The sequence below is a fragment of the Actinoplanes sp. DH11 genome (assembly GCF_020873875.1).
In the GTDB taxonomy this organism is placed as follows: domain Bacteria; phylum Actinomycetota; class Actinomycetes; order Mycobacteriales; family Micromonosporaceae; genus Actinoplanes.
This window is the reverse complement of the sequence record NZ_JAHWGU010000008.1, coordinates 135,716-149,916: the sequence shown is the minus strand read 5'-3', so window position 1 is coordinate 149,916 and position 14,201 is coordinate 135,716. Positions and strand designations below refer to the sequence as shown.

General features: G+C 68.6%; 13 protein-coding genes and 2 pseudogenes. 5 read left to right on the top strand and 10 right to left on the bottom strand.

Translation table 11 applies throughout. The features are described from left to right. Positions 1-10: 10 nt before the first annotated feature. The 6 genes and pseudogenes from LPA41_RS13930 to LPA41_RS43265 all read right to left on the bottom strand — a co-directional run. Positions 11-1,501, bottom strand: coding sequence for a phage tail sheath C-terminal domain-containing protein (locus tag LPA41_RS13930; RefSeq protein WP_229070777.1), 1,491 nt, complete (start codon positions 1,499-1,501; stop codon positions 11-13). Positions 1,502-1,505: 4 nt separating this feature from the next. Then, positions 1,506-2,402 carry a hypothetical protein gene (locus LPA41_RS13925; RefSeq protein ID WP_229070776.1) on the bottom strand — a complete coding sequence of 299 codons (897 nt, stop codon included), beginning with the start codon at positions 2,400-2,402 and terminating at the stop codon, positions 1,506-1,508. 72 nt (positions 2,403-2,474) lie between these two features. Further along, the gene (locus LPA41_RS13920) at positions 2,475-3,209 is read right to left on the bottom strand and encodes a BTAD domain-containing putative transcriptional regulator (protein ID WP_229070775.1); all 735 of its coding nucleotides are present in this window, start codon (positions 3,207-3,209) and stop codon (positions 2,475-2,477) included. A 208-nt stretch (positions 3,210-3,417) separates the two neighbouring features. Then, positions 3,418-4,233, bottom strand: coding sequence for a hypothetical protein (locus LPA41_RS13915; RefSeq protein ID WP_229070774.1), 816 nt, complete (start codon positions 4,231-4,233; stop codon positions 3,418-3,420). Between the two features lies 1 nt (position 4,234). After that, on the bottom strand, positions 4,235-5,494 hold the full coding sequence (locus tag LPA41_RS13910; RefSeq protein WP_229070773.1) for a hypothetical protein: 1,260 nt from the start codon (positions 5,492-5,494) through the stop codon (positions 4,235-4,237). Positions 5,495-5,590: 96 nt separating this feature from the next. Then, positions 5,591-5,812, bottom strand: a pseudogene (locus LPA41_RS43265) (DUF4157 domain-containing protein); the annotation flags it as partial. A gap of 229 nt (positions 5,813-6,041) precedes the next feature. Here LPA41_RS43265 and LPA41_RS13905 point away from each other — a divergent pair. Next, complete coding sequence (locus tag LPA41_RS13905) at positions 6,042-6,707, top strand: DUF4304 domain-containing protein (RefSeq protein ID WP_229070772.1); 666 nt, start codon at positions 6,042-6,044, stop codon at positions 6,705-6,707. A gap of 223 nt (positions 6,708-6,930) precedes the next feature. On the opposite strand, the gene LPA41_RS13900 is transcribed toward LPA41_RS13905, so the two are convergent. From LPA41_RS13900 to LPA41_RS13890, 3 genes are read right to left on the bottom strand one after another with little or no spacing between them, the layout of a single operon-like run. Continuing rightward, on the bottom strand, positions 6,931-7,878 hold the full coding sequence (locus LPA41_RS13900; protein ID WP_229070771.1) for a carbohydrate ABC transporter permease: 948 nt from the start codon (positions 7,876-7,878) through the stop codon (positions 6,931-6,933). Beyond that, positions 7,875-8,858 carry a carbohydrate ABC transporter permease gene (locus LPA41_RS13895; protein ID WP_229070770.1) on the bottom strand — a complete coding sequence of 328 codons (984 nt, stop codon included), beginning with the start codon at positions 8,856-8,858 and terminating at the stop codon, positions 7,875-7,877. Before LPA41_RS13895 ends, LPA41_RS13900 begins: the two co-directional genes overlap by 4 nt. Positions 8,859-8,871: 13 nt before the next feature. Beyond that, complete coding sequence (locus tag LPA41_RS13890; protein WP_229070769.1) at positions 8,872-10,164, bottom strand: ABC transporter substrate-binding protein; 1,293 nt, start codon at positions 10,162-10,164, stop codon at positions 8,872-8,874. A 179-nt stretch (positions 10,165-10,343) separates the two neighbouring features. On the opposite strand from LPA41_RS13890, the pseudogene LPA41_RS43260 reads away from it, so the two are divergent. The 4 genes and pseudogenes from LPA41_RS43260 (at position 10,344) to LPA41_RS13865 (ending at position 13,271) form a co-directional block, all read left to right on the top strand. After that, positions 10,344-11,458, top strand: a pseudogene (locus tag LPA41_RS43260) (glycoside hydrolase family 32 protein). 290 nt (positions 11,459-11,748) lie between these two features. Next, positions 11,749-12,144 (top strand): hypothetical protein, encoded by a 396-nt coding sequence (locus LPA41_RS13875; protein ID WP_229070766.1) that lies wholly within the window; start codon positions 11,749-11,751, stop codon positions 12,142-12,144. Positions 12,145-12,292: 148 nt separating this feature from the next. Next, positions 12,293-12,784: an SRPBCC family protein gene (locus tag LPA41_RS13870; protein ID WP_229070764.1), complete on the top strand. Its 492-nt coding sequence runs from the start codon at positions 12,293-12,295 to the stop codon at positions 12,782-12,784. Positions 12,785-12,836: 52 nt separating this feature from the next. After that, a complete protein-coding gene (locus LPA41_RS13865; protein WP_229070762.1) occupies positions 12,837-13,271 on the top strand; it encodes a RidA family protein in 435 nt (144 codons plus the stop codon). 36 nt (positions 13,272-13,307) lie between these two features. Here LPA41_RS13865 and LPA41_RS13860 read toward each other — a convergent pair whose 3' ends face one another. Next, complete coding sequence (locus tag LPA41_RS13860) at positions 13,308-14,159, bottom strand: phosphatidylinositol-specific phospholipase C/glycerophosphodiester phosphodiesterase family protein (protein WP_229070760.1); 852 nt, start codon at positions 14,157-14,159, stop codon at positions 13,308-13,310. Positions 14,160-14,201: the final 42 nt, after the last annotated feature.

The following is a 14,201-nucleotide window of genomic DNA, read 5'->3' as shown; positions in this document are numbered from 1 at the left end:
GAACGCCTCCTCAGACCTCGACCTGGCCGGTCATCTGCTGCAGCCGGAGCACCACGAACTCGACCGGCTTGAGCGGGGCGAACCCGATGACGATGTTGACGATCCCCAGGTTGCGGTCGTTCTGGGTGGTCGTCTCCCGGTCGCACTTGACGAAGTACGCCTCCCGCGGCGAGGTGCCTTGGAACGCGCCCTTACGGAACTGGTCGTGCAGGAAGGCGCCCACGTTGAGCCGAATCTGCGCCCACAGCGGTTCGTCGTTCGGTTCGAACACCACCCAGGTGAGGCTGCGGCGCAGGGTCTCCTCGATGAACAGGGCGGTACGGCGGATCGGCACGTATTTCCACTCCGAGCCGATCACGTCGTTGCCGCGGCAGGTCCGTGCGCCCCACACCACCGGGCCGTAGACCGGGAAGATCCGCAGCGCGTTGACGGCCCGCTTGTTGAGCCCGCCCGACTCGGGATCGGTGAGCGCGTTGGTCAGCGACCGGACACCGGTGAGCGAGGCGTCGATCCCGGCGGGCGCCTTCCACACGCCCCGCAGCGTGTCGGTCTTCGCGTAGACGCCGGCGATCAGGCCGCTCGGCGGGAAAGCGCGCAGCCGCCCCTGCTGCAACGGGTCGGCGAGACGCACCCACGGGTAGTACAGGGCTGCGTTGATGCCGTCGCCGCCGCCGACCGGCTGCACGGTCGCCTCGTTGAGGGTGTCCTCTCCGTCGGCGATGAGGAAACCACGCCGATCCCGGCAGAACGTGGCGAGCGTCGCCAGGTTCTCGGTGTCGGTGAGCCCGGGCACGCAGAGCAGGTTCCACAGGTCCACCCGGTCGAGGTGGTTGATGCCGCCGAGCCGTCCGTCGTCGTCGGCGTCGGCGGGCAGCACCCCGGCCCAGAACTCGGCGTCGCCCGGTTTGAGGATCGTGCCGTCGTCGCCGCCGGTGAGCATCGCGCCGGCGGTGGACTCGATGTCGCCGCCGCCTTCGGCCACGTCGGCGTTGACGATCTCGGACTCCTCGTTGACGACGCTCCGCACGAACCTCTGGTCCAGCGGGTCCAGCGACAGGTTCTGGAAGACCTCTGCCACCAGCCGGTCCCCGTCGCCGCCGAGCCGGAAGACGGTCAGCCCGAACCGTCCGCTGTCACCGACCACCTCGACGTCCACGCCGTACTCCTCGGCCCAGGAGCCGGGGCCGGTCGCGGTCAGCGTGAGATCACCGACGGCGACCGAGGCCGGATCCGTCGCATCGGCGATCCGGATGATGTACGCCTCGCGGCCACCACCGGCGAAGAAGTGCGAGACGGCGTAACTCATCCAGCTGTCCCGGTTCAGCCCGCCGAAGAGCCGGTCGTAGTCACCCCAGGAGAAGATGTGCCCGGCCTGGTCGACCGGACCGCGGGGCGCCCACCCGGCGAACGCCGCGATCGACGTGGCCACGCCGGTGATCGTGCGTACCCCGCTCGGGATCTCCTCGATGTAGACGCCGGGGAAACTCAGTTCGTTCGGCATGGGTTCACCCTCCTGACGCGGGGGATGCGGCTGGCGCCTCGGATTCGAGCCGCTTGACACCGGCCACCCGGTCGTCCTGGAGTTTCTTGAGGTGAGCGGCCCGGCCGGTCACGGCAAGCCGCTGGTCGGCGACCGTCAACTCGGCGGCGGCCAGCGCGTCGGTGGCGTCGGTGAGTTCGTTCTCCGCGTCCTGGAGGTCGGTGACGTACTGCGCCTCGCGGGCGGGGTCATGCAGCTTCCCCAGCCGTTGCCTGCTCTGCGACGCCTCCTCGTAGAACACGAGCGCGCGCTGCGCCTGCCCGGCCGCGACGGCCGACGCCAGATCGCCCAGATGCGCCTTGAGGACGGCGCCCTCGGCCTTCAACGCCGTGGGCAGGCCGGTCAGGGTGGCGCCGGCCCGGTCGTACCGTGCCTGTTTCACCGGGAGGCCCAGCTTGAGCCGGTCACGTTCCGCGGTGAGCTGATCCAGCTTGGCCGACTCCTGCCCGGCCGCCGCGGCCGCGTCGTCGATCTCCTGATCGATCGCCGTCAGCCCGGCGCGGACCCAATCGGTGATCTCGCCGTCGAGCTGCTCCACGAACGGTTTCGCGGCCTGCAACGCCGTGTCGGCCGCGGCGAGCTGCGCGCCGGCGTCACCGCGTGACTTCCCGAGCTCGCCCGCGGCCTTCTTCAGATCGTTGAGCTGCTTGTTCACCGCGGTCTGCCGGCTTTCCCGGCTACCCAGGGAGGCCTTGCCGTGCCGGATCTCGATTTCCAGCGTGTGCTGCTGATCCCGCAACGCCTCCAGGAGTTCCTCGACCCGGGCCGGGCCGGTGGGCTCCGGCTGATCGGGCGGATCCGGCGTCTGCCCGTGTTCCGGGGTCGGCGGCGGGTCACCGTTGCTCTCTCTCTTGCTGACCACCGCGAACCTCCCTTCCGGCGGTTGTGGACCCCACCGTAGGAAGCACCGGCGTACCGTGCCGTTATCCGCGCGTTATCCCGGCACGGACTGGGGCGTTATCGGCCCCAGTCCGTGCGCCGGCGCCGGAGTCCCGCCGCGCCGCATCGACTGCACGAGGTCGACCATCTGCCGGGAGACACACACGCCGAGTTCGTCACGCAGTCGTTTGCGGAACGATCGGTAGACCCGCTCGGCCTCCGCGTGGTTGCCGTCGGCCAGGTGCACCTCGATCAGCGCGCGGTGGGCGCTCTCCCGGAGCGGGTCGATGGTGACCGCCCGCATGGCGGCCTGCAGGGCGCCGTCACTGTCGCGGCGGTGCAGCAGCCGGTGGGCGAGATCCTCCAGGGCGCGCAGGCGCAGTTGGTGCAGCAGGGCACGTTCCTCGGTCACCCAGTCCTCGTCCCAGGCCGGCAGCAGCTCGTCCTGGCTGAGCATCCGCAGCAGCCGCGCCGGGGCGTAACTGCCCTCGCGAAGCCGGTCCGAGACAGCCCGTAACTCGTGCACGTCGACCTGGATGTGCGGGGCCAGCAGCAGCGTGCCGTGCCCTTCGGCCAGCAGTCCCCAGTGCAGACGCTGGATGCGCCAGACGGCGGCGCGCAGATTGCCGTACGCCTTGCTCTCCACGCTGTCCGGCCACAGGGTACGGGCCAGGCCGCTGCGCGGGTGTTCCCCGCGCAGCGCCAGCAGGCTCAGGACCCGGCGTTCCCGGCTGTTGACGACGGCGCACGTCTGGTCGTGAGTGAGCTGCCAGCCGCCAAGCAACGTCAACGACCAGCTGCTGTCGAGTATGGGAGAACCGGCGAGAGCCATCTCGTTCCCTCCATGGCGAAGGGATCCCGTGGGTAATGGCCGAGAGTAGCGGTGTGGTCGCTGCTGGTTCCATCGACGGGGGCGGCCCGGCGGGGACATAGCCGGGCAGAAAGCCTGCGTTGTCGTTGATCCGATCGATAGGGGTACGTCCCGCAGGGGATCCACCTCAATGGCGGCAGAGCATCAGAACGTCGCCGTAGGTCACCCCGGCCGGGTTCGCGCCGAGCAGCAGATCGTGGACGCGACGGCCGACGTACAGCATCGCGCCGCCGCCCGGATGGCGTGACAACACCTGATGCCCGCCGACCACGTCCGCACGCATCGTCACCGGGCCCACGATGTCCCCGTGGCCGGTGCCGCACCGGAAGCAGAAGTACCCGCCGCCCATCGCACTGTGCTCCGGGCAGGGCACCAGCATCGTCCAACGCGTGGTCAGCCTCGACCAACGCGCTGAACGGCGGCCCGAATCGGCGTCCAGCACCGGATGCAGCCGGACGTCGCCCGCCGCCGCCTCCGTCAGCAACCCGGCGAGACGACGGTTCACCAGCAGGTGGCCGTTGGGCAGATGCACGGCCTCGCCGGCGGCGTCGGCAGCGGTTTCGTCCACCAGGACCGGCCCGGACACCGCCGCGTCGAGGGCGTCGCAGAAACCGCAGACCGGGCACGGGCGCGGTGCCGCGAAAGCCTCGTCCTCGTTGACGACCACGCCGTCCGGCGCCGATCCGTCCACACCGAGAAGCTCCACGAAGTCCGCTGCGGCGTGGTCCGCGGCGTCGTACGACACGGTGTTCGTCAGGTGGAAGGCCGCGCCCGTCGCACCGAGCAGCCGCTCCCGGTGCTCGCGATCCTCGTCATCGAACGTCACCTGGATCATGAAGTCCGCCGTGGCCGGCCACGAACCCTCCAGCTGCCGCACCCGATCCCATATCGCGTCGTCCGGCTGCTCGTGCCGTAGCACGGTGATCGTCCACGACCTGTGCACGCTAGATCCTGGCGGCAGCGTAGGTGACACCGCGGGCGTAGGCCGCAACCGGGATCGGCGGGTCCGTCCTCAGGTCGAGCGCCCGGTAGAAGCCGAGCAGGGACCCGGCGAACGCGGCGCGTTTCGCCGGGTTGCGCCGCATCTCCCGGATGAACTCGTAGTTGCCGCCCGTTCGAGTCGCGGGGTAGCCGAGACCGCTGGACGCCACCTTGATGAACCCGTCCAGCATGCGATGCAGTTCGCCCAGGTGCACCGTGTCGCGGACCGACATCAGCGGCTGTTTCGAGTGACCACCGGCGTACTCGGGCCAGACGTGATGGCCGTGCAGCGGCGCTTTCGACCCGATCGGTGATCGGGTGTCGAGGGTGCCCGGTATGCCTCCGGAGTCAATGACCGTGGAGCGCGACTTGCTGATGTTCCACCACCACGGTTTCCGTCGTTTTTGGTCGTTGTCCTTTCCCTTGTTCTTGTCCTTGTTCTTGTTCTTTCCCTTGTCGAACTTCTTCCGATCCTGCTGGCCGCCCTTACCCTTGCCCGACGGACCTTTACCCGCCTGCTTCGGTCCGACCTTCGGCTGCCCCCTGCCGCCGCGCCCGGCGGGCCGGTGTTCCAGGTACAGCGTTACCGCCGTTTCGAGCCCTTCCGCGAAGGCCTTGGAAAGGAACTCGCCCGTTGCGCCGACACCGACTTTGATCTCCTCGGAGACCGTCGCGAGTTCGAGGGATTCGGCGATGAAGAACTGGAGAGAGGACGGATTGACAGCGCTCGTGACCTGCAACAGCTGAGAACGCCCGGAGCCGATGTCGAGCGCCACCCGGAAGTGCGTCAGCCGGGCCAGCGCGGCATCGCCCTGAATCGGGAACACCGTGGCGAGTTCGAAGAGGCCACGAACGATCTCCTCGGCCTTCTCGCGTCCCGTGTACTGCGTCTCGTCCGCGTCGAACGACGTGATCAGGTCGGCCATGTCCGGTGCCAGGGAGTCCAGTTGGGCGCCGACGACGACATGCCAGGCGACGAAACCCCAGGCGATCATCTCGCCCTCGATGATCGTCTTCATCTTCGACCACAGTTCATCGTCGCCGGCGCGAAACGCGTCCGCGGCCAGCGCCGCATGCTCCCGGAGCAGGCTGATGACCGAGTCACCCACAGTGACCCACCGGCGGGTCACGTCGCTCTGCGCCAGCGCACGGATCTCGGCCCAGTCCGCCTCGATCTCCCTGGTGTTGATCGGCGCGGCGGCGGCCTCGACCTCCCGCCGCACCCGCTCGTCGTCCGGAACCGCCTGACGCTGGACAAGTCCCGGCGCCGGGCTCAGGGTCCGACCCGCCACCACCCGGGGAACCGTCGTGGCCTGCTGAACCACATGCGCCAGCTCATGTGCCAGCACCGACCGCCCCGGCCCCGGCCGGCCACGATCCCACAGAATGTCCGTACCGGTGGTGACGGCCCGGGCGCCGACACCACGAGTGAACTCCGCCGCCGGCGGATCCGAACGCAGCCGCACCCGGCTGAAGTCGAACCCGAAGGCAGGCTCCGCCCACGCCCGAGCCGCCTTGGACAGCACACCGTCCGGCGGCATCGAACCCGGCATGCCGCGCGCCGAAAGCCCCCGCGCGACAGCGTCGGCCTCGACCTCGGACCGATCCGTGCGCCGGGAGACCTTGTGGACAGGTTCGCTCCCGGGCCGTACGAAGCTGGGCGACATCGCTGCCTCCTCGTGCCGTCACGTGAGGCCAATGTACTGCCGTGCCGCCCGCCCACAGCGGACGCCCAGATGAGCCGGGCATGGGACGGTACCGTTCCGGTTCGTGAACGCCTTGCTACGCCGGTTCGTCGGGCTCCTCGACGCCTCCCTGAAACCCGCCGGGTTCGTCCGCCGCGGCCCGGTCTTCCGCTGTTTCGACGCCGGCGGCAACGGCATCGCCCTCGACATCCAGCGCACCGCCGGGATGGAGGGGGAGGTGGCTTTCTTCATCAACGTCGGGGTCCTGCTCGCCCCGCATCTGGACTATTTCGTCGGCGACGGCGATCCGCGCCGTGACGCCATGCCGCACCACGGCGTCTGGAACCATCGCCTGACAGCGACCGACGACACCGCGGACCTTCCCGACCACACGTTTGAGCTGTCCACGGAGGCCGACGCGGACCGTGCCGCCGGCATCGTGCGGACCTGGCTGGCGGCAAATCTGCCGCGCATGCGGACCTGGCTCGGTGACACCGACGCGATGCTCGCCGCCGCCGAAGCGGACCGGGAACGCGCGGCGCAGGCCCGCGCCGAGCAGCTGGCCTCCGGGCGGTGGAAGCCCGGTGCTTGGCCGGACGGTCATTGGAGTGCACGCCTGATCCGCGCGTACGGACACGCCGAACGCGGCGACGTGGACGCCGTCATCGCGTGCCCCCACGCCGACCCCGGCAGCGTCGGCGCCCACATCGTGGCCCTCGCCCGACGGCGTGCCGCCGAACGCAAGGACTGATCGGCGGGCTACTCCGGCCTTGTCATCATCGCCCGCACCGGCGACACCCGGCTCGACGAGCTGGCCTGCGTCGACGACCCCGCCGGCGGCACCGTCACCTGCCACCTCGCCGAGGAGACCGTCCGGGCGCTCGCTGCCGACGGCGACGACTGGTTCGAGCCCTTCAACGACCGGGCCGTCGCCGGGCTGCGGCTGTGGGCCGAGAAGGCGCCGGCGGAGCGGCTCAGCCCTTGACCGAGCCCGCCACCATGCCGCGGATGAAGAAGCGTTGCAGGGACAGGAAGACGATCAACGGTACGATCATCGTGAAGAAGCCGCCCGCGGTGATCAGCTGCCAGCCCTGACCCTGCTGTCCGATCAGGCCGGCCAGGTTGACCGTCATCGGCTCGTTCTCGCCGGGGCCGAGGAAGATCAGGGCCACCAGCAGGTCGTTCCACACCCAGAGGAACTGGAAGATCGCGAACGAGGCGAGCGCCGGCACCGACACCGGGATGATCAGCCGCCAGAACGTGGTGAAGTGCGAGGCGCCGTCCATCTTGGCCGACTCGATCAGCTCCTTGGGCAGGGTGGCCATGTAGTTGCGCAGGATGAAGATGGCCAGCGGCATGCCGAACCCGATGTGCGCCAGCCAGACGGACGGGAAGGTGCCGTTGAGACCGAACTGCCCGTACAGCTGCAGCAGCGGCACCAGGGCCACCTGATTGGGTACGACGAGCAGACTGACGATGATGATGAACAGCACGTCGCGGCCCTTGAACCGCATGAAGGTGAACGCGTAGGCGGCGAACGCGGCGATCAGGATCGGGATGAGAGTGGCCGGCAACGTGATCGCGATGCTGTTGACGAAGGCCCGGAACATGTTGCTCTCGGTGGCCACCTCGGCGTAGTTCGCCAGCGTCCACTGGGTGGCGTCGAGGGGTGATTTCAGCACCGTCCACCAGCCGGTGGCGTTGGCGGCGTCCGGTTCCCGGACCGAGGTGATGAACAAGCCGATCACCGGCACGATCCACAGGACGCAGACGATCAGCAGGACCGCCTTGACGATCCAGTTGGCCTTGCCGGCGTTCTCGCCCACTCCGGCGAGTTTGCGGCGACGGCCGCCCGTGGTCTTGCGGTCGGTGACCGGATCGGGCGTCGGGGTCGGCGGCGGCCCTTGGCTGACGGCGGTCATCGTGCTGCCTCCTGTGCCCGGAACTGGCGGACCTGGTAGATCATGACCGGGACGATCGCCACCATCAGCATGACGACGATCGCCGCGGCGAAGCCGGCGTTGCCGTTGGTGAACAGCTGGTTGTAGAACTCCAGCCCGATCACGTTGGTGTTGAAGTTGCCGTTGGTCATCACGTACACCACGTCGAAGACCTTCATCACGCCGATCAGCACGGTGATGAACACGACCGTGACGGTGGGCCAGATCTGCGGTACGACCACCCGGAAGAACGCCTGCCGCTCGGTGGCGCCGTCGATCCGGGCGGCTTCCAGTGTCTCGGTCGGCACCCCCTTGACCGCCGCGGACAGCAGCACCATGGAGAAGCCGACCTGCGCCCAGATCAAAATGATCATGAGCCAGAAGCTGTTCAGATGGAAACGTTCCTGCTGAAGCCAGACCACCGGATCGAAGCCCAGCGCCGTGACGATCGCGTTCTGCAGCCCGATCTGCGGTTGGCCGGCCGGGCGGGCCTCGTACACGAAGCGCCAGATCGTGGCCGCACCCACCATGCTGATCGCCATCGGCAGGAAGATGATCGTCTTGGTCAGCTTCTCGCCGCGCGGCCGCAGCCGGTCGGCCAGCACCGCCACCGCCAGACCCAGGATCACCGTGGCGGTCGGCACGATGACGATCCACAGCAGCGTGTTGAACAGCGTCTGCAGGAACGCCTCCGAGGTCAGCAGCCGCCGATAGTTGTCGAGACCGACCCACTCGGTGGAGGTCCGGTTGGCGAAGCTGTAGACGATGGTCTGATACGCCGGATAGATCAGGAACAACCCGATCGCCGCCACCGCGGGCAGGATGTAGAGGTACGGTTTGATCCGGTCCTCCCACGGCCGCGGCAACCGCTCGGCGAGCTTGTTGAGCAGGTAGTAGAGCAGTAGCGCGCCGCCCACCCCGGCGACGATCGAGATCAGCGCGGTCATCACTTTCGCGGTCATCACCGATCAGCTCCTAGTAGTCCGGCCAGCTCTCGTCGATGTCCCGCAGAACCGTGGCGGTGTTCTCCTGGCCGGTCACCCAGGTCACCATCCCGCGCCAGAAACTGCCCGAACCCACCTCGCCGGGCATGGTGTCCGAGCCGTCGAACACCGCCTCGGTGGCGGAGTAGGCGATCTCGGCGATGGTGCGCATCGTCTCGTTCGGGTACTTCGACACGTCGAAGTCCTTCCACGGGGAGATGAAGCCGCCCTCGGGCGCCAGCTGGTTGCCGAACTCCTTGCTGGTGATGAACTCCAGTACCCGCACGGTGTCCGGGTTCTCGTTGAACAACCCGGCCAGGTCGCCGGCGCCGAGCACCGGCTGGCCGTCGCCCGCCTGCACCGGCGGCAGCGGGAACACGCCGGCCTCGGTGTCGATGTTCTGCACGATCGGGTCCGGGAAGTTGCCCGGCTGGGCCAGGAAGCTGGCCTGGCGGTGCAGGAAGCACTTCGCCGGGTTCTCGAACATCGGGTTGCCGGCCGTGGCGAAGTTGGTGCTGGCGATCGACCGGGGGCCACCGAGCACGTTGCCCTCGGTGAACCAGATCTTGCCGATCTCGTCGACGGCCTGCTGGATCACCACGTCGTTGAACGGGATCTGGTGGCTGGTCCACTGCTTGTACTTGGCAGCGCCGCCGAACCGCAGGACGTAGTCCTCCACCCAGTCGGTGGCCGGCCAGCCGGTCGCGGCCTGACTCTCGATCCCGACGCACCACGGTGGCGTGCCGTCCGCCCTGATCCGGTCGGTCAGCGCGAGCAGCTCCTGCTGCGTCTTCGGGACCGTGTACCCCTTGGCTTCGAACGCCTTCTTCGGGTACCACACCAGGCTCTTGACGCTGGTGGACATCGGGATCGCCCAGACCTTGCCCTCGGCGTCGCTGGCCGCGTCGAACAGGTACATGTTGTTCTTGTTGTACCGGTTGGTGTCGACGACGGTGTTGAGGTCGATCAGCCGGCCGGACAGCGCGATGTCCAGCGTGATGCCGGGCTGCGGGAAGATCGCGACGTCCGGCAGGTTGTTGCCGGCCACCCGGCTGCGGATCAGCTTGTCGAAGTCCGGCGTCGAGGACAGCCGGACCTTGATGCCGTTCCGGTCCGCCCACGGCTGCACGATGTCCTGGAAGCTCTGCGACTGGTCGCCGCTGAAGCCGTACATCACCTCGACGACGTCGTCCTCGGCGCCGCGGTTGCGGCCGGCTCCGGGTTCGGCGAGGCACGCCGAACCGGTCAGAACCACGACCGCGGCCACGGCAGTACCCCGGAACACCCGTCTCCACCTGTGCATACCAGCCCCCGTCGAACGAGATGCGTCGATCACGTGACCTGACTCACACCCTCTGCCCACTCTGCTCGGCTGTCAACCGTGCGGCGCCCCGCCGTGCGCGCGAAGGGCTACGGTGCAGGCATGAACCGTGCCGGCAGCCCTGACGTCGGCGCAGGCGCTCGGTGAACGCCGCGCATCCGGATCCGGCCTTCCCGGGCCTGCACGGCCGGCCCCCGTACGGATGGGTGAACGATCCGAACGGCTGCTCGTTCGTCGGCGGCCGCTACCACCTGTTCTTCCAGTACAACCCGGACGCGCCCGTGCACGGCGGGATCACGTGGGGGCACGTCAGCTCGGCGGATCTGCTCCACTGGCAGCAGCACCCGATCGCCTTGGTGAACCGGCCCGGCGAGCTTGACGCGTACGGGTGCTGGAGCGGCTCGGTGACCGTCGATGCCGGCGTGCCCACCGCGGTCTACAGTGCCGTCGCCGACGACAGCGCCCGATCCGTCGTGCTGCTCGCCCGCAGCGACCGGGACATGCTGCGCTGGCACCAGGGCCGGGAGCCCGCCGCCGGCGTGCCGGGCGACCCGGCCATCAGTCACACGCGGGACCCGTTCGTCTTCGAGGCCGACGGCCGCCGCTTTGCCGTCCAAGGCGCCGGCCACACCCATGGCATGCCGCGCATCCTCGTCTACGGCTGCGACGACCTGTCCTCGTGGACCGAGTGGGGGACTCTGCTGGCGGGCGACAACGCGATCGCTGCCGAGATCGCGCCGGCGAACACCTGGGAATGCCCAACCTGTTCCGGCTCGGCGACCGATGGATCTTGATCCTGTCGCTCTGGCGTCAGGTCGACGGTACGCACCGCCTGGCCGGAGTGAGATACCTGGTCGGCGATCTTGAGATCGGATCGCGGGGGCCACGCCTCACCCCCGTCGGCGGGGCAGAACTCGACCGAGGTCCGTGCTTCTACGCCCCGCAGATCCTGCGCCATGACGGCCGGACCCTGCTGTGGGCATGGTCCTGGGAGCACGGCCGGACACCGCAAGACATCACCGCGGCCGGCTGGGCCGGTGCGCTCACCTTCTGCCGCGAGCTGTCCCTGCTCGGTGACACGCTGGTGTCGCAGCCGGTGCCCGAACTCGCCGGCCTGCGCCGCGAGACGCTGCGGATCATCCCGGATCAGCCCTTCACCGCCACGGCCTACGACGTGGAGCTGCACCCAGACGCACGAAGGCGACACTGTGGCTGGTCGACAACGGGCACAAACAGCTGGTCGCCGAGCTCGACCTAGCGCCCTCGCCGGTCGTGCAACCCCGCATCCTGGTCGACGGATCCATGATCGAAGCCTTCGACGGCACGGCCACGCCATACACCACCCGGGCGTACCCGACGAGGACGAGCCGGTGGCTTCTGCGGCTCGCGCAGCCCGCACCCACAAACGCCTGGCGCCTCGGTGAGCCACCACCGCATCAGGAAGCTTCATGACGCGCCCCAGCGCATGCAGCGGTCCGGCACGCTGTGATCCGGCCTGCGGCATCTGGTTCTCGCGTGGTCGAGATCAGGCGGATAAGGTGCGGCGTCATGTCAGAAGATCAGCGCGTACGGCGGGTCCGCCCGTACTACTGGGGTGCCATCTACATCAGTGATGCCGATTGCGAAGCGGACTTCGACATCGACTTCCACGAAGGCGAGGGCCCCGTGCTCTCCACGGCTGCGCACGTCGCCGTTCTGGTGGTTCATCCCGGCGCTGTCGACAAGGGGGAGGCCGAGGTCACCCTCGACGTTCGAGTGGCATCTCAGCGGGTCGAGGGATTGGCGCATGAGTTGCCCTTCGAGGTTCCCTCGGGAAGGCTTGACATCGGTGACGCCGACGACAGCGACGAGGTCGCGCTTCACCCAGGCCGGTGGCTTTTGCAGATCGACGTGGACGACGCGGCGGAGGCGCAACAGGTGAAAATGGTGATGTCGCCGCTGTGAACCAGCGCCCGCGGCTCCGACCACCGGCCTGAGTACCGTCGCGTGACCGGATTCGGCGGAGTCCGCCGCTTGCGTTCTCGAACGCCGCAATGCTGTCCTGAGCGTTGACTCCGATCAGCAGGAGTTCGAGGATGTGGAGCGCTCCACCATGAAGTACACCGTCTCGATAGAGATCGCCGAGCCGAGGGAGAGGGTGGCCCAGCTGCTGGCGGATCCGGTGCATCTTCCGCATTGGCTGCGGGGCCTGGTGCTGCACGAGCCGATCAGTGGAGCACACGGGCACGTCGGCACCACGTCGCGAGTCGTGCTGGAGATGGGCGGGCAGAAGTTCGAGGCCACCGAGACCGTCACCCGCAGGGAACCGGTGGACCTGCACGAGATCCCGAGTAGTGCCGTCGTGCGTTTCGAGCGCGAAATCGTCGGCGGGGGCATGTGGAGCGCTGCGCGCGAACGGCTGACCGAGGCCGGCCCGCAGCGGACTCTGTGGGAAAGTGAGAACGAGTACCGGTTCAGCAGCGTACTGATGCGGCTGGTGGGGTTCGTGATGCCCGGCACCTTCCGCAAGCAGTCGCTTCAACATATGCAGGATTTCAAAGCGTTCGCCGAGCAGGGACACGACGTACGCGATGCAACGAGCTGACGCGGCGGCGACGCCGTCGGCGTCGTACCGGAACTCGGCCAGGGGTGTTCAGATGCGCCGCAACATCTCTTCAGACGGACCGTTCGAGGATGTGTACGGGTACAGCCGTGCGGTACGGGTCGGTGACCAGATACATGTGTCAGGAACGACAGCGCGACCGCCGGACCTGGAGGATGCGGACGCCTACCGGCAGGCACGTGCCGCGCTCGCGATCATCGAGGACGCCCTGCGGAAGGCGGGGTCGAGCATGGCCGCGGTGGTTCGCACCGTCACCTACGTGACCGACATCGCGGATGCGGAGCTCGTGGCGCGGGCTCATAACGAGGTGCTCGGCGAGGTCAGGCCGGCAGCGACCCTGGTGCAGGTTTCCGGGTTGCTCGACCCGGCGATGAAGGTGGAGATCGAGGTTTATGCGGTGGAGGCTCGCCAGGAAGCGGCGGAGGGAGACGAACCGGGTGACGACGTCGGGTCGGATCGGCATCGTTGATTGCCGCCGGGCCCGTGCGGGCCCGGCGGCGACGGTTCAGGCTGCGGGGGCGTACGCCGGGCGGCGCAGGAACGACTCCAGGCCGGCCAGGTCGTCGGTGTTGATGTGATCGACGTGGGCCGCGACCAGTTCCCGCCAGACGGCCTCGCGTTGCGGGCCGGCGATGTCCGGGGTGGCCCAGAAACGGACCCGCTGCCGGTCGGCGTGCGCGTCCCGCACGAACTTCCGCAGCTTCGCCCGCTCGGCGGCCGGCATCGGGCCGGCACCCTGCCAGGTGAACAGGTTGTTCCAGTTGTCGCTGATCAGCGGGATGAAGGTGGCCGGGGCGCCGGAGTTCAGGTCGGCGCTGCGGCCGTCGTAGAACGCGTACCGGACCCGCTGGCCGCTCATCAGTTCTCGCGGCCGATCGCCGCTGATCACGACGGTGACGGCGCCGGGAACGACGCGGCCGTTGCGGTAGGTGGTCAGCATGTTGCGGTACCGGCGCAGCACCGAGTCGAGCTGCGTGTAGGTCGCCGCACCGGTGTTCTTGATGTCCACCAGCAGCTGCAACGGCAGCTTGTTGCCGCGGTAGACGCGGCCGCGGTTGGCGCGGACCCGCTGCGCCAGCGGGTCGAGATAGAGACTCTGCAGGGTACGGCCGGGGACGACGTCGTCCGGGTCGTGGGCGACCAGCAGCTCGCCGCCGACCAGATAGATGTCGGCCTCCACGCTGGCGAAGCCGTGTGACAGCGCGTCGGCCAGCGGGCGCTCGTGCTCGTAGTCGTTGTGGGCGTGCGCGCGCGGCAGCGGACGGACCGTGTGCCGCCCGTCCGCCTGCGCCACGGACGGCGCGACGGTCAGCAGCGCGCAGATCGCGGCGACGAGGGTCAGAACTCGACGAGTCATGCGACGACGCTAGCGAGCGATCATGAATCGTCGATGACGGTG